Origin of the sequence: Nostoc sp. (genome assembly GCF_036917395.1) — a bacterium.
Lineage (GTDB): Bacteria > Cyanobacteriota > Cyanobacteriia > Cyanobacteriales > Nostocaceae > Nostoc.
The window spans coordinates 81,214-106,551 of record NZ_JBALDI010000087.1 but is presented as its reverse complement, the minus strand read 5'-3'; the positions used below and the strand labels follow the sequence as shown (position 1 = coordinate 106,551).

The following is a 25,338-nucleotide window of genomic DNA, read 5'->3' as shown; positions in this document are numbered from 1 at the left end:
CAAAGCCTCAAGTCTCAGCCTCAAAGCCTCAAGTCTCAGCCTCAAAGCCTCAAGTCTCAGCCTCAAAGCCTCAAGTCTCAGCCTCAAAGCCTCAAGTCTCAGCCTCAAAGCCTCAATCTCTCATTTCTCCACTCCCCCCTCATCCCCTGCATCTTGATTTTCTTCCCTCGTTCCCATGCTCTGCATGGGAATGCATTCATCGAGCCTCTGGCTGAATGTCTGACTGGAAGCAGCAGCCCCTAACTTGATGTCAAGGCTGGCTTTTTCAGCCAGGATTCGCTAAACTCACGCATATTAAATTTGCAATTAAATACTTTCAATTAGCAACCGCCAGAAGACTAAGGTACGGATGTGGGAAACAAAATACAATTCATAGATAGGCTGCGACTGGGTTTCGCGGTGTCAGTGGCAAAAAGTGTGACGTTTATAGTGCGATCGCTCCGTCTGGGTGCTGCTAGTGTATTACCAGGCTCGATTGCTCGTCGCATTGAACCCCGACTTTTACAATTATTGAGTCAGCAAGTTAAAAACGGGGTGATTTTAATTGCTGGTACTAACGGCAAAACCACTACAGCACTGCTTTTATGCACGATATTAGAACGCAAGGGTTATCGCATCGCTCATAATTCTACAGGTGCAAATCTAGAAAATGGCTTGATAAGTGCGCTGTTAGAAAGCACCACTTTGCTAGGTACACTAGATGTTGATTACGCCATTTTGGAAGTTGATGAAAATATTGTACCAAGAGTATTAACGCCACTCCAACCGCGAATTATTCTCTGTTTAAACTTATTCCGCGACCAACTCGATAGGTACGGGGAAGTAGACACAATTAGTAAGCGTTGGACAAAAGTTATTTCTACCCTACCAGTAGAAACGGTGGTAATTCCCAATGCTGATGACCCAACTTTATCTAACCTCGGTCAGCAGTTACCCCAACGGGTGTTATTCTTTGGCTTGAATGAACCGGAACATTATTTAGAAGCTATTCCTCACGCTGTTGATTCTATCTATTGTCCCAAATGTGGACATTCACTAGATTACAAGGGTGTTTATTTGTCTCATTTGGGAGATTTTACTTGTCCCAAGTGTGGTTTTAGTAAAAGTAAACCAACTCTCGAAAGTAGTGAATGGTCACAAATTCTTGTTGGTTTATACAACAAATATAATACTTTAGCGGCTGTTACTGCGGCTATTGAGTTAGGAGTTGATGAAGCAACAATTCGAGATACTATTAACAATTTTCAAGCTGCATTTGGTCGGGCAGAAGATTTAGTAATTAACGGTAAACGGGTGCGGATTCTGTTATCAAAAAATCCCGTGGGAACGAATGAAACCATTCGTGTGGTGACTCAAAGCACAGATAAAACCACACTGCTAGTATTGAACGATCGCACACCCGACGGCACGGATGTATCCTGGATTTGGGACGTGGATACCGAGAAATTAGTCGAACGTGGAGGGACTTTAGTAGTGAGTGGCGATCGCGTCTACGATATGGCACTACGTCTACGTTACAGCCAAAAGTCCCCTGAGAGTAAGTTAAATTTAATAGTCGAAGAAGATTTGCGACAGGCGATCGCTACTGCATTAGAGCATACACCAGAGAATGAAACTTTGCACATTCTGCCTACCTATTCAGCGATGTTAGAAGTGCGAGAAGTCCTGACGGGTCGAAAAATTCTTTAAATTGGGGAATGGGGAGTGGGGAATAGGGAGTAGGGGTAAAGAAAAGAAAAAATAAATTAATTCCCCAATTCCTAATTTCCCATTCCCTACTCCCCATTCCCTACTCCCCATTCCCTAAATTTATGAGTTCTCAAAATTTGGAATTAACAATTGGTTGGTTGTACCCGACGCTGATGAGTACCTATGGCGATCGCGGTAATGTAATTACTATAGAACGTCGCGCCCAGTGGCGGGGATACGATGTTAAAGTGTTACCCCTGGATCAAAATGCTACAGCCGCAGATATTAAAACTGTAGATGTAATAGTTGGTGGTGGCGCACAAGATCGTCAGCAAGAAATTGTCATGCGTGATTTGCAAGGCGCAAAAGCTGACGCCATGCGCGAGAAAATCGAAAATGGTACGCCAGGAGTGTTTACTTGTGGTTCCCCCCAGTTGCTGGGACATTATTACGAACCAGGATTAGGACAACGGATTGATGGTTTGGGAATACTCGATTTAGTTTCCGTGCATCCTGGTGAAAATACTAAGCGCTGTATTGGTAACTTGGTAATTGAAGTCACAGCCTCACGTCTGGCGCGAGATTTAAAAGAGATGACGGGTAGTACACCATATTTGGTAGGCTTTGAAAATCACGGCGGACGCACCAAGTTGGGGAAAGTGGAAGCATTAGGGCGCGTGGTATACGGTTTGGGAAATAATGGTGAAGATGGGACAGAAGGAGCATTTTATCAGAATGCGATCGCAACTTATTCCCACGGCCCTTTGTTACCAAAAAATCCTTTTGTCGCCGATTGGTTAATTCAAACAGCACTGCGGCTAAAGTATCAGCAGGCGATCGCATTGCAACCTTTAGATGATAACCTTGCTGTACAAGCGAGGGAAGCGATGTTTAAGCGGTTGAAAGTAAGTTTACCAGGTGTTGCTGCGGCTAGGGTTTAAATTTTCGTGTTTTTCTCGTTCCCTGACTTTCACAGGGAACGCAATTCCCCGGTTTCACATGGGAAGGGGTGACAAACGCCCCAAACTTAGCCTTGAGTTCATTCCTCGTTAACAACCACTAACCCCACACCGCAACGAGTCGCCGCCTCTGCTAACCGAGTATCAAGAGTTGCTAACGGCAATTGTAACCGCAAGGCCAATTCTAAATAAGCTGCGTCATAAGCTGCTAAAGCTTCCTGTCGTGCTAGCTTCAAGGTTGCATCCAATGCTTTTGCATCTGTAACTGGATCAACCTGAATTAATAGTGATTGTAACAAAGCAATAGCTTGCTTAGATTGTTCCTGTGTTATGCGGTTACGTCGTTCAGCCACGACAAGGGTATTAGCAATCTCCAGCGACCAAATTCCTGGTACAAAAGCTTCAGAATCTGGCATCATTGCCAGTATGGCATTAGCATAATCATCGTTTTCATCCACCAAGCACCAGCTAATTGCTACAGAACAATCCAAAACAAACTGCATTAAAATCTTCGCCCATCTTCAAGCATTTCACGGATTGAGGTTTTATCTAACGCTACTTCTCGCCGCAGTTGTTGCATTTTGGCAATTGCTTCTTGAATCGATTTTTTTGTCGTTGGCTTTCTCCAGGCGTTATATTGCAGTACAGTGTCATCGCATGGTGCAAGGTCTGTTTTATCTAACGGCTGTACAACCACCACTACTTCTACAGATGTATCTTTGAAATCAGTAGGTGTCTGAATGTGCAATATACCATCTACCCCAATATGCGATCGCAATTTTTTCGTTTCCATTTCTACCTCCAGGAAATTAGAGAATTTTTCGTTTCCTGGCTTTGACAGGGAACGCAATTCAGGAGACTCTGCCTCTTATTTTAAATTAACAAAAGACAGAAGTCCTAAAGTACTGCATTTCCCCGTAGAACTTGAGAACGAGATAAAAAACCTCTACCCGTGTCGGGGAGACGTTTGGAGAGGGGTCAAAATAGTCAATCTTAAAAATGCGATCGCCTGAAACTCGAAGTTCTAGAAAGCAATAGCCAAAGCCACCAAGTAAACTAAAACCTAAGTCTGGAAAGAATTTAGCCCTCTTCAGAGGACTTTCGCTATTAGCTATTATTGGGACAGCAATATTTATCGTTTTAATAGGCGTTCTGCAACTCCGTCAAGATGACCGCCTTTTTGATAAATCTTTTGTAGATTTGACAAAAATGGTATTGGAACAGTTACCTTTAATTGGCAATATTATTAAGCAGTTTCAAGGCAACAGATAAGAGTATAGAAAAATCCTATTTGAATTGTGAAAATTGCAAAACATCTTGCAAAAGCAACATGCAGTAGGGGCACAGCAATACTGTGCCCCTACAAACCGACCGTATTACATGGAATTGAGAACTGCTATTTAATTAACCGCGATCGCACCACTACAACATCTTACTGTTCTTCGCTCTTTTCCTGAAGGAGCGATCGCCAATCTGCGATCGCCTTTTCTGTCCACAACCAATTTTTAGCTAATTTATCTACCTGGAAATTTACTGGATCAGACTTAACTACCAATTGTCGCAACTTGATCGCTTCTTTGAGATATTGTGTCTGCTTACCATTAGATTGACTAAGTGCAGATTTATACAATCCGAGAGCTAAACCAGCATAGGAAGTTAAAGCATCCTGAGGCACTGCTGCCTTTGTGGATCTTGATTGTGTGTTCTGCTCTTTGAGAGCTAAATTCAAAGCTTTGAACCAAGAATCATTACCTCGATTCAAATTGTCTTCTGTGTAGTAGGCAAATCCCAAGACATTATTATACAAAGGCGATTCTGGTTTAGCTTTTGCAGCAGTTTCCCAGTAACGGCGAGCATCATCGACGCTATAGTTATTGTCTCCAGTTTGGATAGACTGCCACGCTAATCGTCCTTTGTAAAAGTTGACAGATGGATCGTTAGCTTGTTTATTTGGAATTAATTTCAAGGCAGTTTCAGCCGCAGCCAGTGCGCCACGATTGAGTAGTTCTTCTACAGCCAATAACCCACTTTCCAAGTCGCCCTGGCTCAATTTTTCAGTGGCGGTGGTGGTGACAATCCCAGTCGTTGCTGTCTGTAAGTCAATATTTTGCTGCTTTTGAATGGGTAGAGACTGGGTGGGAATTGCTGGTATGTTAGGTAGAGTTACTTGGTGTCGATTTTGCCACCACCAATTTAAACCGATCGCAGCTGCTAAGGCACTGATCCCCATAATACCCACAATCGGCCACAGCTTACGGCGTTGGGTACGAGGTCTTGGTGGAACTGGTTGCGGGGCTGGTTGCGAGCGCAAAAAATCAGCAGAATTTTGCCAATTTCCTTCAAGGTTCCCAGCAGTTGGAGGTGGCGGCGGTGGAACTTCTCCCCACAAATCTGCTTCCTCTTCTGAGGAAGTCATTTCCTCTGAAACCTGGCTTTGGTGAAGACTATTTTCTCGAATCTGTTCATCCGGTTCAGTTGGAGCTTTTTGGTTATCTAACTGACGAAACAAATCCGAAACTATAGCAGAATCTTCTTCATAGCTTGGGTCATCATACTCAATTTCATCAACGAGATCGCCCCAAGTATCGTCACCTAGCCAGTCCAACCCAGAAGAGTCATGCGCCAAACCAGAAGGGATCATTTGCTCGATTCCTAAAGGCATCTCAGTATCATCTGCGATCGCAGAGTACATCGTGGAAGTTGCCCCTAAAGGCGAACTATACTGATTCAGCGACTCCGCACTTTCGGATAACTCAGTTTCCTCACTCAGAAAACCGTCAAATTCTGGCTGGAGATACAAAATCGGTAATGCCCAGTACATCTGGTGAGAACCATAGGCAGAAATTAATCCTTGACGCACGCGACTGACGCACAAATCTACTGGATATCCCTGACTCAAGTTGCGGTAAAACAATTGTGTGAGCGTCAGTGCCACTTCATCAGGAATCCGTTCTGACATCGCCAAAACGCTTCTGATTCCGCGCTTCACGAGACTTTCTGCTAAGTTCCGTTCACCAGTATCTCCAGAGGGATCGGATGCGGCTGTGTACGCCCCCAAGCAGGAGTTAAACACTGCCATTTGGATATTATTATTGACGAGCAAACCTGCCAGATCGTCCCCAGTCAAGATTTCTGTTAAGCCAGTTCTGCGACTAACAAGATAAATTTCTCCGCCATTGGAACCTAAGTTACTATGACCAGAGTAGTGGAGAACGTGGTATCTGCCTTGTTCTAGGGCTTGCGTTAGTTCTTCTCGTCCTGGTTGGTCTAATACAGTAAGTTCAATTTGTGGGAAACGATTGCTACCTTCAGCCAGTCGTGATGTTTGTCGGTGAAGTTCAGCTTGCAGTTTAATAGCTTCCTGTTTCTGTAAATCAAGGCGGACTTGATCTGAAGGGGAAGCAATTACCATCAATACTTTGACACCACCTTCTGGTAGTGTGGGCATATTTTGCGAGCGCAAAGGGGAAGCCCCCAAAATTCCACTTTGGAAGCGAGAAAAAGCCACATAAGGCCCAGTAGCCAGAGGGCGATCGCCTGCGTGCATCACTTCCCAAGGCAGACGAGCTAACCTAGTGTCTTTTAGCCCCAAGCGTAAGCGTAGTACTTGTTGGTGGTTTTGGGCAATACCTTGGGCAGTAATCCAACTATCTCTGAGAGTGCCTTGAAATAGGGCGTTATAAAATTGTTGACCCAACGCCACCAAGTTAACAGAGTTTCTGGCGATACTGCTTTCATGCCCACCAGAGGCGAATGGATCTCCTTGCAACACCGATTTCAACGGGTCATTCATCAAATGCCCAGCAGCCATCAACCAATCAGCTATAGGCCAAGTCACCAATTCTTCTGCCAATGGTACCCCAGGCGCGACTTGTTCCGTCCGCACCAAGTAGTCATTTTGCCCTACTGGGGTCACGGAAATATGAAATTCCTGGGTCACAGCTTCTCCTGTCCGCCTCCTAAATCTGGTTTGAAACGCGAAAGTTTCAAGTCGATTTTTCGCTCCCTCTGATAACTTAGATGCATCCTACCCCTGAATGTTTCTGATTCGGTGTTGTTTTGCTTTTTTTGCCTTTACAACTTTATCCGGATCGGATTACTTGGGTCTAGAACATTTAATTGGTAGATGCACCTTGATCTTCAACTCCCCTAGATGGCTAACACCCACTGGGGGTTTTTTTCAATTTTGGCAAACTACAGCAACTTCTAACGCAGATATTCTCTTCCAGAAAATAGTGCTTAACCCTAGAATACTTGATTACTAGATGAATGTAGCTTGATTTTTAACTCTCCTTATTCAGCTAATATTCACTAGAGTTTTTTTACACACAACAACAATCAACTTTCTAGTGAATTTATCCGGAGGATGGTGGTTAAACCTAGAACATTTAATTGGTAGATGCACCCTGATAACTAGCTCCCCTGGTTGGCTAACACCCACTGGGGGTTTTTTTATGAAGAAAGTAAGCAGCAATCATCTCTGACGCATCATTTTTTTAAGGCAGCGCACTGGTTATTTAATTGGTAGCTGTGACCTGATAACTAGCTCACCTGGTTGGCTAACACCCGTTAAGGGTTTTTTCTGGTGGCTAAACTAGCAACAACTTTAACCTCTGCTAATTTATCCGCTAGCTACCCATTTACTTTAGAAAAGATTATTGGTATATGCACCCTGATAACTAACTCCCCTGGTTGGCTAACACCCGTTGGGGGTTTTTTTCTAGTTGCCGCAGCTACGCCTGTCATAGACATCGCCATCAACCCTGATTTTTACCATTTTCTTAGGAAGATACTGCTGCCCCTAGAAAAGATTACTGGTAGATGCACCCTGATAACTCACTCCCCTAGTAGGGTAACACCATCTGGGGGTTTTTATTTAAAAAAATAACAGACCTTTGTACAAATTTATCCGGAGTATGGTGTTCAACCTGAGTACATTTAATTGGTAGATGCACCCTTATAACTAACTCCCCTGGTTGGCTAACGCCCACTGGGGGGTTTTTATTTAAAAAAATAACAGACCTTTGTACAAATTTATCCGGAGTATGGTGTTCAACCTGAGAACATTTAATTGGTAGATGCACCCTGATAACTAACTCCCCTGGTTGGCTAACACCCACTGGGGGTTTTTTTGGCGTAGCGGCTTGTCGTTAGACATCGCCCTAGTATTCTACCGATATAACTGGAATGCACCACTATTGTTGCTACTGCTGGTAGACCTTGAGTATCCTCCTGTTGCCAGGATAGAGCATAAGCTGCTCACTCAATTCCTGAATCGCTTTCTTTTTATTGTGAGCTAGAGATGCCACACCAAAATGATTGCTATGATATTTAATCACATTCTTAATTTTTTTTCTATATTTTGGCGTTTAACTGTTTGTCTGCCAGCAATCACTGCTTTCAACTTCCGAATCAGAGCTTCATCGCCGACTACATTTGTATATTTCTCGTTCCCAGGTTCAGCCTGGGAATGCGGTACTGGAGGCTCTGCCTCCCAAAAAATTGCCTTCTCTATTAGAAGCAGGGAAGAAAAGATATTAAATCAGGATTTCAGCCTTAAGTTGACACGAATGACCAGCTATATGGTAATATTTCATAGCATTATGCTAAAATAGCTTCCCTAAAACCAAAGAGTCGCCAACCCATGAGTTTAGCTGTAATTAAGTTCTCTTCAGAAGAGTGCGGCATTTGCCACAAAATGTCTTTTTATGACAAAAAGGTGGCTGAAGAACTGGGTTTAGAATTTATCGATGTGAAAATGCAGGATACAACTGCTTACCGCAAGTATCGCAAGATTTTATTAACTCAGTATCCCGATAAATCAGAAATGGGATGGCCTACTTACATCATCTGCAATTCTCCAGAAGGAGAATTTCTGATTGTGGGTGAGGTAAAAGGAGGTCATCCCAAAGGAGAGTTTAGAAGCCGTCTTCAAGAGGTTCTGAATTCTACAGCTAATCAGAACTAATTACTTCAAAAGATTTGACCTCCAAGACAGGTCCAATCATCGCAGTTGTCATGATATCTTCACGCACCTGTCCTTTAACTTTTGCTTTTTGTCCAGCTTTGAGTAAGTCTTTGTTTGCCCCTTTAAGGATTTCGTAAGTAACGCCCTCTTCTGTGACTAAGGCCCATGCCCCTGTGCCAATATCACGGCGTTCAATTGTACCTGTAAGTGTAATGCTCATAAACAGTGCTGAGTGGGGGAATAGGAAATTAGGAGTTAGGAGTAGAGACGCGATTAATCGCGTCTCTCCCTTTCTATGCTATTTTTTCTTCGTTTTTCAATGCTAAACGAGCAAGTCCATAACAGATTAGGGCATTGGTGATGAGGAAAAGACGTGCTAAGTGACCACTTCCCAAACCCCAAACAGCTGGATCGAAAAACGCACTTACCGTCAAGCAGGCTGCCACACCTAAGGTTGAACCAATGGCAAACCATTTCCAACTAGGATGTCCCAGCAGCAATGCCATTAAGACAATGGGAATCAGTACGCTGGCAAACAGGGGATTGAACGCATTAGTTCCCTGGAGGGTATTGCCTAGTTCCGGAATTGAACTGCCCAAAACCCGGAAAGGCCACTGGGGAAGGTCAAAAATATAGATTCCCTTGAGGAAGAATAACCCAGAACTGCCGGCAATTAGTCCACTAGATAAAGACCAACTCCAAGTGAAGGGGAAGTAAACCCGTAAAAACCAAGCCAGTAGATAGGAACCAACTACCATTAAAATCTTCGGTAAGAGTGCGATCGCACCACCATCAATCCAAAAGCCGGGGTTAAGATAGCCGCTATCGCGTAACCACCGGAAGAAATCTGGGAAACTGATTTGCCCCGCAAAGGCTAGTTTGACTGCTGCTTCTGCATTGAGTTGTCCAGCGCCATAATAGTTCAAACCATCATCCTGGATAACTCGCGCCGACTGCTTGAGGACTTTTAAAACTTCATCTGGTTCTTTGATGCCAGCAGCTTTGATTAATGCCGCAACACCGGCAACGTGTGGGGAAGCCATGCTTGTACCCTGGAAGCCAAGAAATACTCCTTCGCCGTTTTCATCGATAGTTTCTTGGAGAATTTTACCAGCTTCACTGCCACCAGGAGCAGAAATATCTACCCCAGCACCAAAGTTAGAATAAGGTGCTTTTTCCCCATCTGGGCCAATTCCGGAAACACCGATGACATAGGGATAGCGGGCTGGATAGCTTGCCCCATTGGTATTTTCATTCCCCGCCGCGGCAATGATAACTACACCTTTTCTATGGGCATACTCGATCGCTTCTTTCATCAACTTGCTTTCACCGCTACCACCCAAGCTCATATTAATTACATCTGCGCCTTTATCAGCAGCAAATTTAATTGCTTCGGCAATATCGGCAATTGTACCGCCACCATAAGAACTGAGTACCTTCAACGGCATCAGACTAGCTTCGTAGGCAATTCCAGCAACGCCATATTTGTTATTTGTGGCTTGAGCAATAGTTCCGGCAACATGAGTACCGTGGCCGTTATCGTCTGTGGCATCTTCTCGGTCGTTTACAAAATCGTAGCCCTTAACAAATTTTGTCTCAAGCAAGTCACGAACCTTACTAATTCCGGTGTCAATCACTGCGACTGTGATGCCACTGCCTTTGGTTTGACTCCATGCGCCTTCAATACCGATTTGGTGCAAGTTCCACTGCTTGCTATAATATTGGTCATTGGGGCCAGTTAATGAGGGGCTTGTCTCATCATCATCTTGGGGTCTCAAAAATTCTCCTAACCAAGCTGCTTTACCTGGTTGTGGAATCTTTCTATAAATGTAATTTGGCTCAATAAATTCTGTAGTTTGAGCAAATTGAGATTTTTTCAGTTCTTGGAGTCGCTGGCGATCGCCTTTGACAATATACACATTATCTTTTTTTGAAAACTTGTTGTCTAATTGGGGTGTAACGTTGTATTGTTTGGCGATCGCTTGCAGATTCTGTTCCACCACAAGTGATGGAATATCTTCCCGAAAATCAAGCAAAATCGTCTCAAACTCTCCTTTTGTTGCCATTCCCTGGAAATTCAGGAAACCAAATATGGCAGATCCCAGCCCAATGACAAACAAGCACAATAATATAAGTTTTCTCATATTAACTCATCACCGCTTTTTGCCAGTTTGCTCACTACCATAACTTATCTCCATCCTTTATGGGTGGATTTTGCTCTTTTAGTTACAAGTTTCACTTCATTACTCAGGACTTTTTTAACCGATGGAACGTGGTCTTTTGTGGTTGCCCCTATTAGTAATGTTTTCCTGGTTGACATGGCAAGGCTCGAAAGAGTATCAAAAAGTTGAAGCCTATCGTACTTGGGCAGAGCAATTTGAACGGGCTAAGTACGATATTTATGCTGTATTAGGTCAAAAAGGCAACAATCTAACTTGGGGAAAACCCACGCCTAAAGGACTTATTAAACTAGAAACATTCTCTTTGCTTGATGTCAAAAAAATCCACCTTTTAGTAGATGACAAATCAGTTGATGTGGAAAATACACCCAATAAAGGTCGTTCTATAGAGTTAGAATTTCTATTTTCCGAATCTACTAACTCAGTGCGCGTTCCATTTACAGAAATCCCTTTGGCGGCGGAATGGGGTAAGTTTTTACAGGGGGTATTAGAAGACTTGCGATCACAACAAAATCAGTAGTTATTTGGGAACTGCAAAAAATAAATTATCGCAACTCCTTCCCCTTTTGCACCTTGTCCCTTTGCAATGGGATATTTTTTATTTGTTTGTGTCGCTAATTGCAATAGTGTGACAATATCAAAGCTTAAGGAATATATCAACAACCAAAACAGCCCAGAATGAATATCGAACCATGACCGATATTCATTCTGGGCTGTAGAGGGGTAACTGTCGCTCTCGTCTGGCGTCCCCACACCCACTAGACGGGGTGTAGGGCTTCTACTGTTCTTGCTAAAAGACTTCAAGGCAAATGAGCGTTTCCAGTGGAGCGATCGTCGATGAAAAACTTGTATTGTTTGGAGTCCATGTGTGCGATCAAGGGTGGTGGCAGTTTGAGTGGCTCTCACTGTCGTCATATCTGCGATATCGAGGGGTAAACCTGTCTCCCTGAGTGAATAAAAGTTGCAGTCACCTTGACAGGAATTAAAGTGTAGAGAAACCCCATAAAATGAATTTAGGTGCTCAATACCAAATCTTTTCTCTCTAGTTATTCCCCTACACACTTATACCCGCTGTAACGAGGCTTGGTCATTGGAAAACACAATTAACTTATAGTTATAAAAGTTGTAAAAGCCTGAGCTAAGAGCGTTGTCGCACTAACCCCATCCAACTTCGCCAACACTTGATTGTCAGAACTATCCACAATGAAAGCTTGACTTCCTTGTTTTTGTATCAACAATTGACCAAACTGGAGACCACCTGACAACGCAATCTTGTCCTTACCCAGTTCAAAGTCAGTAATGGAGTCCGTGCCCTCACCAGAAGCTAATACAAAGGTGTCATTATCATAGCCCCCAGTCAGCACATCATTGCCTTTACCACCGTAAAGCCAGTCGTTGCCTGCACGCCCGTAGAGTTGGTCATCGCCAAGACCGCCGAACAGGGTATCGTTACCGTTATCGCCGTAAAGCAGGTCATTGCCACCATTGCCGTAAAGTCGGTCATTACCATCTTGTCCCCAGATCTGATCGTCTGGGTCACCTCCGGAAAGTTGGTCATTTCCTGAAGTACCCTTTATGGCAGCAGCAGGTCCAACTGTACCCTTGATAGCAAAGTCAAAGGGGCTTTCGTCACTATCGTTGTTGTTTAAACTGAGGCTACCACCATAGCTACCGACTTTAACGGTATTGAGTGCCACCGATATGGTGGTGGAAGCATTAACAGCTACGCTAGATGCAAGAGTTCCCACCAAACTAAATCCGTCGGGAAGTTTGAGATTACCCAAGTTGAGTGCGGCTGTACCGATGTTCTTAATAGTAAAGGTTTTGGTCAGGGTGTTACCAGCAGTGGTGTAGCCAAAGTTAATGGCGCTGGTGTTGCCATCTGCAATGTTAAATATGCCATTGAGAACTTGAATTTCTGGAGCAGGAGCGGGTTTAATTGTGCCACTAATCGCAAAGTCAAAGGGGCTTTCGTTACTATCGTTGTTGTTTAAACTGAAGTTGCCACTATAGGTGCCGGGTGTAGTGCTATTGAGTGCCACCGATATGGTGGTGGAAGCATTAACAGCTACGCTATCTGGAAGAGTTCCCACTAAACTAAATCCGTTGGGAAGATTGAGATTAGTCAGGTTGAGTGTAGCTACACCGGTGTTCTTAATAGTGAAGGTTTTGGTCAGGGTGTTACCAACAGTGGTGTCACCAAAATTAATAGCGGTGGTGCTCTCATCTGCAATATCAACTGTGCCATTGAGAACTTGAATTTCTGGAGTAGCGATGGTACTGCGGGGGGCTTCATATGCACCAATATCAGTCCCTACAATGCCATTACCATCGCCATCCTGGGGAATAGTTTTAGTGATGCTATTAAAGGCATCGGAACCAGTATCGATCGCAGGACTTCCAAGTTTGAGCCGAAAGTCACCATTTGCTGCATCAACAAACAATGGGTCTTTGTTTAAAATATTTCCTGATCCTGGGGCAGTAAATGCTCCGTTGTAAGCAAGGTTATTGTTAAATGAAACATTACTAGAAGAATTGATGGAAGCGGTAGACCCTCCTGTGCTTGCATACATAATATTGTTATAGACCCGAACATTTTTAGCACTGTTAAGAAAAATTTCTCCGTCTGGGATTATTCGTGAGTTGTGGTAAGTTGTATTATTTACAATATCTACAGGGTTTTCTCCTTTGAAAATCTGAATAGCTGCCCCACCATTGTTATAAATTAAGTTGTTGCGAATTAAGGCTTTCCCCTGGTATGCAACATTTCCAATATAAGAAGTGTCAAGCATTATTCCATGACCCTCAGTTATTTTTCCTGTTTGATACCAAGGGACTAATTCTTTATTATCAAAAGAAGTATTTCCTTGGACAATTACTTTGTAATCTTTTACGTTCTCATCTGAGTTCCAAAGATGCCCTAATGTGATTCCTTGAGTTCCGTAGGGTGAATACCAAGAGTTTCCAGAAACGATATTGTTTTTTATTGTAATATAATCAGCTTCTCCTGCACTAATCCCGCCTCCTGGAAACTTAGAAACCTTGTTATTATTAATTGTGATATGGTGTGACCGTTGAGTTGGACTACTCTTGTTAACGCTAATACCATTTCCAGCTGTTGCTGGGTTATCCAAAATTTTTTGTTGTTGGAGCGCATATTCTTTTGTAATTTCATCTCGTGCTCCTACCAATGTTAAGCCATCAATTACTACGTATGAAGAGCCTGTAATTGATATAGCATTCCAATTGTTGCTGTGTGCTTCTATAACAGGTGTGTGTCCAGGATATGCAATAAATGTGATCGGTGCATCAGCCCTACCCTGCTTATTTCCAATACTCAGGATATTCGCAGAAGATGAGGTGTAAGTACCATTCATGACGTAGACGGTATCACCCGCCTGTACCAAGTCTGCGGCTTTTTGGAGGGTGCGAAATGCGGCTCCTTCCTTCAAGCCATTATTTTTTTTATCATCGCCTGTTCCAGAAACGTAGTATGTTTTGCCAGCCATAGGTTTACTCCGAATATATGTAAGGGGAATTGGTAGTACACTCTCAACAACAAACTCAGTTGCTAAGTAGTTATTTGAATGGGTTATCTGTCTGGACTATTCAGGACAGTCACAGTTGTCCGATCGCGACTTGAAATTGCGCCGGTCTTAAAAATGCTGTTGTCAAACTGAAAAATTTTTATCCTGTCAACCGTTGATGGTTAAACCAGGGGTATTGATACCGTCAATCGTCAGGGTTTTGTTGAGGGTAATCGGAGGATTAGCACGTAGACATTCAAAGTGAAGCCGGAGAAGTTTCCTGTCTTCTTTGAGCTTATTGTTTGACATCCAATAATTGCCACAGATGAAGTCGAATTGAATCGGAGCTTCATCTCTAGCAGCGGCGTAGGCGTAGCCCGTCGTAGACATCGCTGCTTTTTGCAAAACAGCTTTGCTATCTGCTATATTCGATCCGGTAATCATATTTGGAATGTTAATTACTCTGAACTTTATCCGTTGTCTGAAGTCACGAGGTTGCCAAATCGACATAGTAGAATGCACCCCTGGCTAATAACTAGGGACTTAAAGTTACAGTAGTCAAAGCTTAATTTGTTGAAACTTTAGTAGGTTGACCTCTTAAGTTAAAGAGACTAATGTAACAACTTAGTCGAAGCTTTTCTAAACCGTGTAATTGAGCTTTGTGAACTTAGTTAAAACTAACCTTCACAAAGAGCAATTGATATCAGTGAATACCCTGTTTTTTGTTCGTTTTTTTACAACATAAGGTAAAAAGTTACGGTAACGTGGTGTAAATTCTTGTCAAATTACAGGGTAATATGGGGATGGAAAGCTCTTTGTACAAGGATTTGATGAAGCTTCTCTCAATTTGCTCGGCGTAAGTCCACAAGGCATTGCTTATAATCAAGTTGCATCAGACGCTAGAATCAATTGGAATGCCATTTATGGCGATTTTAGAGTTACTTCAGCTTTCTCTCAAATCTAGTTGCGTAAAATATTACTCTGACTGGATTGATGAAACGGAGCCTCAACCTTACTTAACGGTTGTGCCGCAAGAGCACAGAGGTAAAGCAGCTCGTCGTCAGATATTGCAAAACCCACAACCGATTTAAACAAGCGATCGCCAAGCAACTACCATCTCACCAGTAATCTTCATAATATGAACGCTGAAATAAACTCCAGGGTATCTGTTGCCTTAACCATTGCTGGCTCAGATAGCGGTGGCGGCGCAGGAATTCAAGCTGATTTACGCACCTTTGCTTTTCACTGTGTCCACGGTACTAGCGCTATAACCTGCGTCACGGCACAAAACACTCTAGGAGTGAGCAGGGTTGATGCCATGACAAGAGAGGCTGTTGTGGCGCAAATTCAGGCAGTAGTTGAGGATATTGGCGTACAAGCTGCCAAAACGGGAATGTTGCTCAATCAGGAAATTATCTTTGCTGTTGCCCAGCAGGTGGAAGCTTTACAAATCGATAATCTAGTAGTTGATCCAGTAATGGTGTCACGTACGGGGGCACAATTGATTGATGATGATGCTGTGAAGACTCTTTGCCATGCCCTGATTCCCAAGGCAGTTATCATCACGCCCAATCGCTATGAAGCCCAGATTTTGAGCGGTTTACAAATCAATTCTTTGGAGGATATGCAAGCCGCTGCTGAAATTATCCACAAGACTTTACGGACGAAGGCCGTTTTAGTTAAGGGCGGAGGTATGCAGGGAGATATGCGTGGTGTTGATATCTGGTTTGATGGGGACAAGTTGGAAGTTTTGACTTGCCAGCAAGTAGAGACAAAAAATACCCACGGCACTGGTTGTACCCTATCGGCTGCGATCGCTGCTAATCTGGCTAACGGAAAAGACTTGTGGCAAGCAGTGCAACAGGCAAAGGAGTATGTCACTACTGCACTCACTTACGCCCTAGATATTGGCGAAGGGCAAGGCCCTGTAGGACACTTCTTCCCATTGTTACGAAATTAACCTCGTGGTTAGTTATCAAGCTGTTGACTGACTATTGACTACTGACTACTAACCATATCCAAAATGTAAATAAGAAATTTTTGCCCTTTCGGCATTTTTCTATTATTCTTGGGCATAGTTTCAGGGCTGACTATCTCTGTTAACATCTCTGTACGATCTAATTACCTTGATTTTTAATACCAAGCCCCCGATGCGAACAACCATAGGTTCTGTTCACAGAAATTCGCCAACACCCACTACTCAAGCCTACCCTGCCTCTGTACCATTATCTGTATACAGGGAATTGTCAACAGAGTTGCAAGCAACACAGGCGAGGCTAGATGCACTCACCACCAAAAATCAGCAATTAGCACAAGAAAATCAACTACTACGCCAAGAAATTACCAAAGTTGTTGAGTCTTTTTCTCACCTGCAAAAGTTTGTGGATTCCCATGCTACGCCTAGTTATCATCAAGTCCCCCAAGCTCCAGGCTACGTGAAAAGTGGTGCCAAACAGCCAGTAACCCAAGCGCGTCCACCTCAGCAAGTTTCTCGCCCATCTCAACCTGTTGTCCCCAAAGCCCCACCCGAAAAAAGCCGCCGCCAAAACTTTTCTACACCTGTAATGGAAATAAATTTCCCGATACCAGAACCAGTTTTTATAGAAGAGCAACAAGTAAGTTATTATTCCACTACTGAGCCAGATGCCAAGGAACTCAATGGCTGGTGGTTAATTATCACCATCTTGTTAATCATGCTTACTGCCTTTAGTGCTGGATATTTCGTTGTGCGTCCCTTGTTTGAACATCAGAAACGTTAGTTGACACTCCCACAGTTAACAGCAGCATGGTTTCGGGCTACCGAGCAATTTCTCTGCAATCACTTTCTAAATATCTGAGCATATCTGCTAAATGATGGAATTTATTTATTTTTAGGTTATAAAAGCTACATAAAATGCTAACTTGATAGCAACTTCTTTATGTTAAAACCTCAAAGATTATCCAATTTATAAATCCTTGCCGCTTCTCATGTCCCAAACCCTCAGGCAAAGCATCTACACTTTAAAAAAGTGGTAATTATTACATATGTTTTAGGAAAAGCACTGCTAGTTACAGCTTCAGACAGCGGATCTGGTTAGATATATAAACGAAGCTAGTAGAAGTCAGGAGTCAAAAAGATGAAAAAAGTAGAAGCTATTATCCGCCCATTTAAGCTAGATGAGGTGAAAATTGCCTTAGTTAACGCTGGTATCGTTGGCATGACTGTTTCTGAAGTCCGGGGGTTCGGACGGCAGAAAGGTCAAACTGAACGGTATCGCGGTTCTGAGTACACGGTTGAGTTTCTCCAAAAACTCAAAGTGGAAATCGTAGTTGACGACAATCAGGTTGATATGGTAGTGGACAAAATTATTGCCGCTGCCCGCACTGGTGAAATCGGCGATGGTAAAATTTTCATCTCGCCTGTTGAACAAGTGATTCGGATTCGTACCGGGGAAAAGAACACAGAAGCAGTTTGAGTGCTGATAAGCTTCTGAACTATATGCCTATATATGACTCAATAAGTCACATATAGGCATATTCCCACGTCCCACTAGCTATACTCATCTGAAGAAGACAGCCATTGGTCATGGATAGATAAAATTTTTAAGCTTTCAACGCCAAATTATAAAAGGCTCGCATTAGAATGCGAAGCTCTTACTCAAGGACTTATGATTTTGGAGTTAGATTGCTATCGTTCCCTTTTAGAATCTACTAAGAATCTTGTTTATGTAGATTATTTAACTATAGCTCCTTGGAATCGTCGCTCTATAGAAAATCCACCAATGTCTAAAGGTGTTGGAAGTAATTTACTAAAGTTCGCTATAGAACATAGCTTTGATTTAGATTACAAAGGTAGGATTGGTTTACATTCCTTACCTGGCGCAGAAAATTTTCGCAGAAAATTTGGGATGGTTTGTTTGGGATATGATTCCAATAAATAAGGACTAAGATACTTTGAGATTTCATCAGACCAAGCTGAGAAAATACTCAGCCAATCTAGTTAGCTGTTAAACTTGGTTGTGGATAGTCAGGAAGAGGTAGGGCAATGCAGTATTTATCGAGCAATTCTTGGTTACAGTGGGCGGTTCAACTTGAAGATTAAGTAGATTGTGATGTGGCTGCTGGGCTAGATTTAGGTCAAAATTTAGCTAAATATTTGGCTAAAACTCAAGCTCATATTAGTTATGAAAAATTAATAGCAATTTTGCAGGAAGAGTTGGGTAACATATTATCGCAAAAAGAAATTGAAGAAATCGTCCAAAAAACCGAAAATGATATTTTGGATTGTCTTCAAAAAAAATTCCAATATTCCAATGTAGCGTAAGGATTTTTTTATCTTCAAAAACTTAGGGAGATAATTGCTTAACCGCACAATAAAGGTAAACAGCATTTACATTTTAAAAACTTGTGGTAAATCACTTGAGCTTTGATACCACAAGCCTTTGTTATATTTTCCTTGATTGCTATATTTAGTCTGACTATTCAGCAATGCCAAAACTACTAATTCTCAGATAGCTTTTCATTTCTTAAATCAGCTTTTTATCCTAACTCAGCACTCAGGACTAGACAATGTGTATAGTTGGGGAAGTAAAGTAGCAAAAGCCTTGCCTCGATGGCTAATTGACCCCTTCAATTCCCGTGTCATCTCAGCAAAGGTCAATTGCAACTCTTGCACATAAAAAATTGGATCGTAGCCGAAACCATCATCACCACGCGGTGTATGGAGAATTTCGCCGCGACAAATACCTTCAGATTGTAATACGATCGCACCATCAGGACGAGCGATCGCTACTGCACAAACAAATTGAGCTTGCCGATTGACTTCGTTACCTAATTCCCTCAATACCCTAGCAATCCGTTCTGAATCGGTTTTGGCATAACGTGCAGAATACACTCCTGGTGCGCCATTTAGGGCATCTACTTGCAAGCCCGAATCATCAGCAATTGCCCAGTTTTCTGTGGCTTTAGCAATTTGTGAGGCTTTCAGACAAGCGTTGGCGGCAAAGGTTTCGCCCGTCTCTTCAATTTCCAATTCTTCAGGTTTTAGGGTTAATTCCCAACCAGAATTTTCCAGGTAAGCTTGCATTTCCCGCAACTTACCGGGATTTCCTGTGGCGACTACAAGTAATGTCATGAATTACGAATTATTAATTAGGAGTGATGAGTTAGGAGCTAGGAATTAATAACTCCTAACTCTCAACTCCTCACTAATTTTACTCCGCCCACTGTTTCGCCCAAGCAAGAGTTTGATGCACTTGCTCTATTGTCGGGGCTTCGCAGTAGAGGCGTAAAACTGGCTCAGTACCGCTAAACCTAATCATTAACCAACTTTTATCAGCAAGGCGGTACTTGTAGCCGTCAATTGTTTGGCAATCAATTACTGCTAACCCGGCAATTTCCGTTAAGGGTTGGGTTTGCAGTTGTTGCAAAAGACGCGATCGCACTTCCATACTTGCTAAGGGTAAATCAATGCGATCGTATGCTGAATTAAACCCTGTTTGTTTCTGCAAGTGGCGATAATATTCACCTAAATCCAAACCAGATTCTACAATTGCTTCTAAAACGTACAATGCTGACAGCAGTGCATCGCGTTCGGGAATATGGCTGCCATAGCCGATTCCTCCCGACTCTTCGCCGCCCAGCAACACTTTTGCTGCTAACATTCTGTCAGCGATGTATTTATAACCAACTGCTGTCTCAAATACTGACAGGTTATGTTGTGCTGCTACAAGAGGCATCAAGTCAGAACCACTAACAGTTTTGACTATTTCACCACTAAAGCCGCGCCTTAAGGTTAAGTGGTCGATTAATATCGGGATCAATACTTGGGAACTTAGGAAGTTGGCTTCTCCATCTACCGCTGCAATGCGATCGCAATCTCCATCAAATACCAACCCCACGGTTAAACCTGATTCATCGGTTTCTCGGTGAGTTTTGATGACTTCAAATAGCTTTGAAAGGTATTTAGGCAAGGGTTCCGGCGCACCACCACCAAATAGGGGATCGCGTTCGCTGTTGATTTCTTTAACCTGATTGCCTAGTAGTTTCGCCAATCCGCCAGCAGCAGCGCCATGCATGACATCAGCAAATAACGTCAATTTGCCAGATGCGATCGCTTCTCGAAGTTTAGCGATATCAACTTTACCTTCTAGTGCTTCTGTATAACTGGGCCAGGGATCGAATTTCTCTTGCTTGCCTGGAGTAGCTGCTAGTGGTACTCCCACCGACAATTGCGCTTCTATCTCTTTTGTGACTTCTGGCGGTACCGACCCACCAAAAAATCCCTTGACTTTTAATCCTAAATATGCTCCGGGATTATGGCTGGCTGTAATTACCAACGCTCCTAAAGCATTGAGTTGTTTTGCTGCCCAACTATAAGCTGGGGTTGGGGCAAAGGTTTCGCTCAGTAGCACATCAAAGCCGACAGCAGTGACAGTATCGGCAACAGCACGAGCAAAATCTTCGGCCATGAATCGGCGATCGTAACCGACAATTATTGTCCGGCTACCCACCTTAGAAAAATATGTATCATATAATACTTTTGCGGCAACTGGCGCGACCAGGGCTAGGCGTTCAAAGGTGAACTCGTCACCAATAACGCCCCGCCAGCCGTCTGTACCAAACTTGATTGAGTTAGCTACAACTGGCATCTAAGTATCCTAACTGTCTACTTGAGGATTCTAGCATTTATACAGTGTGCAGAGTAAAAAAAGAATCTAGTAATAATATGTACTAAGAATATTTAACACAAAAGGAAGTAAATTTGTGCATTGTAGAGGTGTCAATGTCTAACGGCACGTCTACGCCTACCACATTTAAAAGAGGATAGCGCCTTTGTAACATACTGTTTCAAAAGGCTTACACTATTAAAATTGCAGGTATCTATCGTTAGCGTTAAGCAGACTTGAGGTTCCAGCAAGTCGTATATTTGATTAAGCTGTAAGGATAAAAGCAGTGATAGACAATCGGGCAATATCAATTAGTTTATTTACAGGAGCAGGTGGACTAGATATTGGCATAGAACAGGCAGGTTTCCAGGTAGTAAGTATTGTTGAGAAAGATCCTGATGCTGCAAAGACTATAGCTTTCAACCGACCTCACCTAAATAGTGCTGTGGCAAGAGATATACAGAACATCACTGCTCAAAATCTTTTGGAAGAAGGGGGATATGTTATTAACCTTGGTAGACCCCTACGTATTGGAGAAGTAGATTTGATAACTGGCGGTCCCCCTTGTCAACCCTTCAGCACAGCAGGAAAACGTGGTTCAGTTATGGACCCGCGTGGCAGCTTGTTTATGGACTTCATCCGGATTGTTGAACAAGTGCAACCACGCTTTTTTGTTATGGAGAATGTTAAAGGTTTACTCTCGGCTCCCATTCGTCATAGACCTCATCTGGAAAGAGGAATGGGTTCTCTTCCTCTGGAACTAGATGAAATGCAAGGAAGCGCTCTTGAGATTGTTCTAGAAGAAATTAAGCGCCTTGGTTATCAAGTTATTTATAAAGTAATGGAAGCAGCAGATTACGGTGTTCCGCAAAACAGAGCGCGAGTAATCTTTATCGGTTCAAGAGATGGTGAATCAGCTACATTCCCTTTACCTACTCATAGTAAAAATGGCTCTTTATTACCTCAATGGCGCACTCTGAAAGATGCCCTGATAAACTTAGAAGATCCGCAACCAGAGTATACTTCCTACTCAAAAAACCGTCTTCAATATTTAAAGCTTTTAAAAAGTGGTCAGAACTGGAGAGATTTACCTAACGACTTGATAAAAGAAGCAATGGGAGGGGCTTACAAATCTGGAGGCGGGAAAGTAGGGTTTTACAGAAGGTTATGTTGGGATAAGCCATCTCCTACTGTTACTACAAGTCCTTACCAAAAGGCTACAGATATGTGTCATCCAGAGGAACTGCGTCCTCTAAGTGTTCGAGAGTGTGCTAGGATTCAAACCTTTCCAGACTCATGGATTTTTTATGGTTCGACAGCCTCTAAGTACCGACAGATAGGTAATGCTGTACCTGTACTCTTAGCCCAAGCTATTGGTGACTATTTACATAGTTTAATTAGACAGGAGAAACCTAAAGGGATGCCAGTGTTTGAACAGCTTTCGCTATTTAATCAGTAAATTCCTAGTTTGTTGATTATTTGAAGACTCTTATGACTGAACTTGTTGCCAGTATTTACTATCTTCTACATACAATGCTGCAGGATTTTCAGCAATAGTTTGTCTAACAAAGGTAGCAAAGTCTTCTTCAGAAAGATTAGAGCATCTTATTAATTGATTCAGTTCTTTCCAATAGTGTTTTCCATTCTTAGCATTGATTCTATGCCATTTCCAAATGGTAGTTCCTTTGCGGACACTACTGCTCGAACTATTTTCAGAATTACTTCTGTTTTTAACTTGTAACAAATCACCTTTCTCGGTGCAAAAATCTATTTTATTCATAGTCGTACCCCAAGCGCAATGCCAACCATAAGACGACAACTTTTCAGCAAGATATTCTTCTAAAAGAAGACCTAAGATGTTTTCTGCCGACATGGAAAGACGATGAGCATACTTGATGTGATTAATGCCATCATTGCTGAGAGTAGGTAAACGATCTGAAAGAATTGTGTCAATAATTTCGTCAGAAACAGTGCCTATCTTCTTACTAGTTCGCTTTGAGGCTCGATTATTATAACCGCCAAAATACTTATTTAACCACTTATTAATGTAATCTAAGCGAGAGTTGCATACTTTTAAATATGGAAATAATTCAGGCGAATTACAACAGACGGATAAAACTGTTTTTACAGAATCATTCCAGAACATCCCAGCACGAACTTTAGCGATATTTTCAGCTTCTGACACGATCAGATTGGCATCAAAATCGGGTATTTTTAGGTTATTGCTCACAGTTAATATTGGGTAAAATCTGCTGTTTCAGTTACTGGTTCTAGTTTTCCCAATAATTCACAAGGAGTAATACCCAAAGTCTTATATATCCCTAAAAATTTCACCACATCCAAACTTCGTTGTCACGTTCATATTTATAGATACACAAATCTCAATAATTCTAATATTTCTATATATAAACATTAATAATCCTTAATAGTATTAACTATTAAGGATTGTTAACATGAGCAAAAACTGCTCACAAACCTGATTGTTCCTTAAAAATCATCGAGAAACTGACTAAGGCGACTGATTACGGGGTCAACCTCTTGAGGAGGGGTAGCAACAGTATAAGAAGTATTATTTACTACTTCTAATTGACTTGGAGACGGAATGAACGAGCGATCATTGACCATGAGCGCCAATTGTGCAACTTGTTGAGAAAGTTGCAGGAGATGATGTTCCATCGCCTCCAAACGATTAGATCCCTTGGCAAAAAAACGTTCCTCAAGTCCAGCCACTTGACGTTGCAGTTCACCGATTTGTTGTTCAATCGGTGTTGTTGCTGCTGTTTGTGGAGCAGGTTGTACAGCCGGTACACATAAAGATTGCCACAAGGCTTCTTTACAGAGGTCGCTGAAAGTCTTGTCTGGTTGTTTTTCCAAATAACTTTCTACTTGCGCTAACAAGCTTTCATCAGCAAGCTCTGGGTTGAACGTGACGGATTTAACTACCTTTTTTGACCATTGGAACATCAGCTTTATGCCCTAGCAGCGCGATTGGAGGATAATTGTGCCTCTCCATAAATATACTGCCCCAAAGCATTCGCCTGTCGGGAAGGTGCTGCTAAATGAGCATTAATCTTTGCTTCCTTGAGCAGACGTTGAACGTCGTCCCAGAAGAACTCACCACCCCCGCCAGTGAGAATCACATCGGTGACGCGTTCTGGCAACCAGGCTAGCACACGGCTACAGATTTCGCGTGAAAACATCTCTGTGAGGTTGGGAAGAAAATCGTCTAGGTTGGTGGGCTTGCTAGCACCTTTAGGACGGTAATAGCGTTCACCTCTGGGTTTATTCACAGTGGAAATCAGCGCTAGAGATTGACTATCTGCTCCCTCGATTTCGGCGGACACCAATTCATAAAACTTATTCATACCGAAGTCTTCACTCTTAGAAGCACCTCTGGCAAAACGGAAGTTATCTACCATCAAAAGATCGACGGTTTGATGTCCAATATCAACGATCGCCACCGATATTTTTGTAAAATCGGGACTGCCTGGACTTTTTTTCGGTTGAGCTTCAGACCACAGCAGGCTACCGTAGCCCTCTGGCATTACCCATACCTTACTGACGTTTAGCGACACAGATTCGCCTCGGAAATTCAACACATGAGGACCACCTACTTGGCTAATCAACTGTGCTTTTTCCTTTTCAAATTGCTCTAAGGAAAGAAAAGGTAGACCCAATACGACTGAGATATCATCTTTGAGTTTGAAGTAGCCAGCACTTGCTAACACTTTTACTAGTGCAGCCTCTACCTTAGATTGTCCGACTCCTAAATTCGCCCCAAAATCTGCTGCCAGTTGACCAACAGCATATCCATTTCCTTGATACTCCAGCCACAAATCCATTAAGGGGTCAGTAGCCCTGGCTTCAAAAACACCGCCGCGTACTTGTTCTATTGACATCTGCTTCACGTTGGCAGGTACGAACACCACATTGTTTGGTTCACGACTCACACAAGTCTTGGTGGAAGTTCTGCCTAAATCAACACTGAGAATGGTTTTCCCAGAACCACCGCCTGTCTTGTTGGGATTGGTAATGGAAGGATTATTAACAGCATTTATGGGAGTCGTCGATGCTAACGGCTGCCTATTCATGGGTATAGCAGCACTATTCATAGGGTTAGCGGCGGAAGGTTGGTCTGTCATGAAAGCTCCTAGTTCAAACTTAACTGTAAAAAGTTGTCATGCTCATCTTACAAAAATGCGAGCAACCATAAATTCTAGGTTGCGTCAAGTGTAGCTAGAAATATGCCAAAAATTAATTCCGGCGATACCTCCGATAAGCTCATGCCTTCGCACATCTAGTATTATTTGGCATAGTGTAGGCGAATTTTGGCCAGATGTAACCCCTGCTTTTACTACTTTCAAACCA

26 protein-coding genes are annotated in these 25,338 nt (G+C 42.7%); 13 read left to right on the top strand and 13 right to left on the bottom strand.

Annotation, left to right across the window (positions count from 1 at the left end; all coding sequences use genetic code 11):
* The 3 genes from V7K46_RS31650 to V7K46_RS31640 form a co-directional block, all read left to right on the top strand.
* A partial coding sequence (locus V7K46_RS31650; RefSeq protein ID WP_442939892.1) for a hypothetical protein occupies positions 1 to 243 on the top strand: 243 nt, incomplete at its 5' end.
* 108 nt (positions 244 to 351) lie between these two features.
* Complete coding sequence (locus V7K46_RS31645) at positions 352 to 1,689, top strand: Mur ligase family protein (protein WP_335120367.1); 1,338 nt, start codon at positions 352 to 354, stop codon at positions 1,687 to 1,689.
* Between the two features lie 122 nt (positions 1,690 to 1,811).
* Positions 1,812 to 2,630: a type 1 glutamine amidotransferase gene (locus V7K46_RS31640; RefSeq protein WP_335120365.1), complete on the top strand. Its 819-nt coding sequence runs from the start codon at positions 1,812 to 1,814 to the stop codon at positions 2,628 to 2,630.
* A gap of 98 nt (positions 2,631 to 2,728) precedes the next feature.
* On the opposite strand, the gene V7K46_RS31635 is transcribed toward V7K46_RS31640, so the two are convergent.
* The 3 genes from V7K46_RS31635 to hetF all read right to left on the bottom strand — a co-directional run bounded on the left by V7K46_RS31635 (position 2,729) and on the right by hetF (position 6,588).
* Positions 2,729 to 3,151: a type II toxin-antitoxin system VapC family toxin gene (locus V7K46_RS31635; protein ID WP_335120363.1), complete on the bottom strand. Its 423-nt coding sequence runs from the start codon at positions 3,149 to 3,151 to the stop codon at positions 2,729 to 2,731.
* Positions 3,151 to 3,441 (bottom strand): hypothetical protein, encoded by a 291-nt coding sequence (locus tag V7K46_RS31630; RefSeq protein WP_335120360.1) that lies wholly within the window; start codon positions 3,439 to 3,441, stop codon positions 3,151 to 3,153. Before V7K46_RS31630 ends, V7K46_RS31635 begins: the two co-directional genes overlap by 1 nt.
* A gap of 639 nt (positions 3,442 to 4,080) precedes the next feature.
* A complete protein-coding gene (hetF, locus tag V7K46_RS31625) occupies positions 4,081 to 6,588 on the bottom strand; it encodes a cell division protein HetF (RefSeq protein WP_335120358.1) in 2,508 nt (835 codons plus the stop codon).
* 645 nt (positions 6,589 to 7,233) lie between these two features.
* Here hetF and V7K46_RS31620 point away from each other — a divergent pair.
* A complete protein-coding gene (locus V7K46_RS31620; protein ID WP_335120356.1) occupies positions 7,234 to 7,536 on the top strand; it encodes a hypothetical protein in 303 nt (100 codons plus the stop codon).
* A gap of 756 nt (positions 7,537 to 8,292) precedes the next feature.
* Positions 8,293 to 8,616 carry a thioredoxin family protein gene (locus V7K46_RS31615; RefSeq protein ID WP_273769266.1) on the top strand — a complete coding sequence of 108 codons (324 nt, stop codon included), beginning with the start codon at positions 8,293 to 8,295 and terminating at the stop codon, positions 8,614 to 8,616.
* On the opposite strand, the gene V7K46_RS31610 is transcribed toward V7K46_RS31615, so the two are convergent.
* Together V7K46_RS31610 and V7K46_RS31605 are read right to left on the bottom strand one after the other, a co-directional pair.
* Entirely contained in the window at positions 8,603 to 8,836 is a 234-nt protein-coding gene (locus tag V7K46_RS31610; protein ID WP_335120352.1) for a hypothetical protein, read from the bottom strand. The two genes, V7K46_RS31615 and V7K46_RS31610, sit on opposite strands and share 14 nt — an antisense overlap.
* 73 nt (positions 8,837 to 8,909) lie before the next feature.
* Positions 8,910 to 10,760 (bottom strand): S8 family peptidase, encoded by a 1,851-nt coding sequence (locus tag V7K46_RS31605; RefSeq protein ID WP_335120350.1) that lies wholly within the window; start codon positions 10,758 to 10,760, stop codon positions 8,910 to 8,912.
* Between the two features lie 121 nt (positions 10,761 to 10,881).
* Between V7K46_RS31605 and V7K46_RS31600 the strand changes: the two genes are divergently transcribed.
* The gene (locus V7K46_RS31600) at positions 10,882 to 11,316 is read left to right on the top strand and encodes a hypothetical protein (RefSeq protein WP_335120348.1); all 435 of its coding nucleotides are present in this window, start codon (positions 10,882 to 10,884) and stop codon (positions 11,314 to 11,316) included.
* On the opposite strand, the gene V7K46_RS31595 is transcribed toward V7K46_RS31600, so the two are convergent.
* From V7K46_RS31595 to V7K46_RS31585, 3 genes are all read right to left on the bottom strand, one after another.
* Positions 11,310 to 11,711: a hypothetical protein gene (locus V7K46_RS31595; protein ID WP_335120345.1), complete on the bottom strand. Its 402-nt coding sequence runs from the start codon at positions 11,709 to 11,711 to the stop codon at positions 11,310 to 11,312. The two genes, V7K46_RS31600 and V7K46_RS31595, sit on opposite strands and share 7 nt — an antisense overlap.
* 188 nt (positions 11,712 to 11,899) lie before the next feature.
* Complete coding sequence (locus V7K46_RS31590; protein ID WP_335120343.1) at positions 11,900 to 14,305, bottom strand: choice-of-anchor D domain-containing protein; 2,406 nt, start codon at positions 14,303 to 14,305, stop codon at positions 11,900 to 11,902.
* A 186-nt stretch (positions 14,306 to 14,491) separates the two neighbouring features.
* Positions 14,492 to 14,767, bottom strand: a complete 276-nt coding sequence (locus tag V7K46_RS31585) for a hypothetical protein (protein WP_335120341.1) — start codon at positions 14,765 to 14,767, stop codon at positions 14,492 to 14,494.
* Positions 14,768 to 15,246: 479 nt separating this feature from the next.
* Between V7K46_RS31585 and V7K46_RS31580 the strand changes: the two genes are divergently transcribed.
* The 6 genes from V7K46_RS31580 (at position 15,247) to V7K46_RS31555 (ending at position 18,626) form a co-directional block, all read left to right on the top strand.
* A complete protein-coding gene (locus V7K46_RS31580) occupies positions 15,247 to 15,414 on the top strand; it encodes a hypothetical protein (protein WP_335120339.1) in 168 nt (55 codons plus the stop codon).
* Positions 15,415 to 15,461: 47 nt separating this feature from the next.
* Positions 15,462 to 16,283 (top strand): bifunctional hydroxymethylpyrimidine kinase/phosphomethylpyrimidine kinase, encoded by an 822-nt coding sequence (gene thiD, locus V7K46_RS31575; protein ID WP_335120337.1) that lies wholly within the window; start codon positions 15,462 to 15,464, stop codon positions 16,281 to 16,283.
* A 190-nt stretch (positions 16,284 to 16,473) separates the two neighbouring features.
* Complete coding sequence (locus V7K46_RS31570; RefSeq protein ID WP_335120335.1) at positions 16,474 to 17,082, top strand: hypothetical protein; 609 nt, start codon at positions 16,474 to 16,476, stop codon at positions 17,080 to 17,082.
* 357 nt (positions 17,083 to 17,439) lie between these two features.
* Entirely contained in the window at positions 17,440 to 17,778 is a 339-nt protein-coding gene (locus tag V7K46_RS31565) for a P-II family nitrogen regulator (RefSeq protein WP_012410794.1), read from the top strand.
* Positions 17,779 to 17,970: 192 nt separating this feature from the next.
* A complete protein-coding gene (locus tag V7K46_RS31560) occupies positions 17,971 to 18,243 on the top strand; it encodes a hypothetical protein (protein ID WP_335120333.1) in 273 nt (90 codons plus the stop codon).
* A 173-nt stretch (positions 18,244 to 18,416) separates the two neighbouring features.
* The gene (locus V7K46_RS31555) at positions 18,417 to 18,626 is read left to right on the top strand and encodes a hypothetical protein (RefSeq protein ID WP_335120331.1); all 210 of its coding nucleotides are present in this window, start codon (positions 18,417 to 18,419) and stop codon (positions 18,624 to 18,626) included.
* Between the two features lie 225 nt (positions 18,627 to 18,851).
* Here V7K46_RS31555 and rdgB read toward each other — a convergent pair whose 3' ends face one another.
* Positions 18,852 to 19,436 carry an RdgB/HAM1 family non-canonical purine NTP pyrophosphatase gene (rdgB, locus tag V7K46_RS31550; RefSeq protein WP_335120329.1) on the bottom strand — a complete coding sequence of 195 codons (585 nt, stop codon included), beginning with the start codon at positions 19,434 to 19,436 and terminating at the stop codon, positions 18,852 to 18,854.
* A gap of 79 nt (positions 19,437 to 19,515) precedes the next feature.
* Positions 19,516 to 20,952, bottom strand: coding sequence for a phosphoglucomutase/phosphomannomutase family protein (locus V7K46_RS31545; protein WP_335120326.1), 1,437 nt, complete (start codon positions 20,950 to 20,952; stop codon positions 19,516 to 19,518).
* Positions 20,953 to 21,256: 304 nt separating this feature from the next.
* Between V7K46_RS31545 and V7K46_RS31540 the strand changes: the two genes are divergently transcribed.
* Positions 21,257 to 22,429, top strand: a complete 1,173-nt coding sequence (locus V7K46_RS31540) for a DNA cytosine methyltransferase (protein WP_335120324.1) — start codon at positions 21,257 to 21,259, stop codon at positions 22,427 to 22,429.
* Positions 22,430 to 22,459: 30 nt separating this feature from the next.
* On the opposite strand, the gene V7K46_RS31535 is transcribed toward V7K46_RS31540, so the two are convergent.
* From V7K46_RS31535 to V7K46_RS31525, 3 genes are all read right to left on the bottom strand, one after another.
* Positions 22,460 to 23,155: a SinI family restriction endonuclease gene (locus V7K46_RS31535; protein WP_335120322.1), complete on the bottom strand. Its 696-nt coding sequence runs from the start codon at positions 23,153 to 23,155 to the stop codon at positions 22,460 to 22,462.
* Positions 23,156 to 23,457: 302 nt separating this feature from the next.
* A complete protein-coding gene (locus V7K46_RS31530; RefSeq protein WP_335120320.1) occupies positions 23,458 to 23,934 on the bottom strand; it encodes a plasmid segregation centromere-binding protein ParR in 477 nt (158 codons plus the stop codon).
* A gap of 5 nt (positions 23,935 to 23,939) precedes the next feature.
* Positions 23,940 to 25,112, bottom strand: coding sequence for a ParM/StbA family protein (locus tag V7K46_RS31525; RefSeq protein ID WP_335120318.1), 1,173 nt, complete (start codon positions 25,110 to 25,112; stop codon positions 23,940 to 23,942).
* Between the last annotated feature and the right edge of the window lie 226 nt (positions 25,113 to 25,338).

Excerpts from the sequence above, each read along its gene's own strand:
- V7K46_RS31640 (WP_335120365.1), top strand. The coding sequence starts at position 1,812 with ATGAGTTCTCAAAATTTGGAATTAACAATTGGTTGGTTGTACCCGACG.
- V7K46_RS31635 (WP_335120363.1), bottom strand. The coding sequence starts at position 3,151 with ATGCAGTTTGTTTTGGATTGTTCTGTAGCAATTAGCTGGTGCTTGGTG.
- V7K46_RS31630 (WP_335120360.1), bottom strand. The coding sequence starts at position 3,441 with ATGGAAACGAAAAAATTGCGATCGCATATTGGGGTAGATGGTATATTG.
- V7K46_RS31615 (WP_273769266.1), top strand. The coding sequence starts at position 8,293 with ATGAGTTTAGCTGTAATTAAGTTCTCTTCAGAAGAGTGCGGCATTTGC.
- V7K46_RS31610 (WP_335120352.1), bottom strand. The coding sequence starts at position 8,836 with ATGAGCATTACACTTACAGGTACAATTGAACGCCGTGATATTGGCACA.
- V7K46_RS31605 (WP_335120350.1), bottom strand. The coding sequence starts at position 10,760 with ATGAGAAAACTTATATTATTGTGCTTGTTTGTCATTGGGCTGGGATCT.
- V7K46_RS31600 (WP_335120348.1), top strand. The coding sequence starts at position 10,882 with ATGGAACGTGGTCTTTTGTGGTTGCCCCTATTAGTAATGTTTTCCTGG.
- V7K46_RS31595 (WP_335120345.1), bottom strand. The coding sequence starts at position 11,711 with ATGACGACAGTGAGAGCCACTCAAACTGCCACCACCCTTGATCGCACA.
- V7K46_RS31590 (WP_335120343.1), bottom strand. The coding sequence starts at position 14,305 with ATGGCTGGCAAAACATACTACGTTTCTGGAACAGGCGATGATAAAAAA.
- V7K46_RS31585 (WP_335120341.1), bottom strand. The coding sequence starts at position 14,767 with ATGATTACCGGATCGAATATAGCAGATAGCAAAGCTGTTTTGCAAAAA.
- V7K46_RS31580 (WP_335120339.1), top strand. The coding sequence starts at position 15,247 with ATGGCGATTTTAGAGTTACTTCAGCTTTCTCTCAAATCTAGTTGCGTA.
- thiD (WP_335120337.1), top strand. The coding sequence starts at position 15,462 with ATGAACGCTGAAATAAACTCCAGGGTATCTGTTGCCTTAACCATTGCT.
- V7K46_RS31570 (WP_335120335.1), top strand. The coding sequence starts at position 16,474 with ATGCGAACAACCATAGGTTCTGTTCACAGAAATTCGCCAACACCCACT.
- V7K46_RS31565 (WP_012410794.1), top strand. The coding sequence starts at position 17,440 with ATGAAAAAAGTAGAAGCTATTATCCGCCCATTTAAGCTAGATGAGGTG.
- V7K46_RS31560 (WP_335120333.1), top strand. The coding sequence starts at position 17,971 with ATGATTTTGGAGTTAGATTGCTATCGTTCCCTTTTAGAATCTACTAAG.
- rdgB (WP_335120329.1), bottom strand. The coding sequence starts at position 19,436 with ATGACATTACTTGTAGTCGCCACAGGAAATCCCGGTAAGTTGCGGGAA.
- V7K46_RS31545 (WP_335120326.1), bottom strand. The coding sequence starts at position 20,952 with ATGCCAGTTGTAGCTAACTCAATCAAGTTTGGTACAGACGGCTGGCGG.
- V7K46_RS31530 (WP_335120320.1), bottom strand. The coding sequence starts at position 23,934 with ATGTTCCAATGGTCAAAAAAGGTAGTTAAATCCGTCACGTTCAACCCA.
- V7K46_RS31525 (WP_335120318.1), bottom strand. The coding sequence starts at position 25,112 with ATGACAGACCAACCTTCCGCCGCTAACCCTATGAATAGTGCTGCTATA.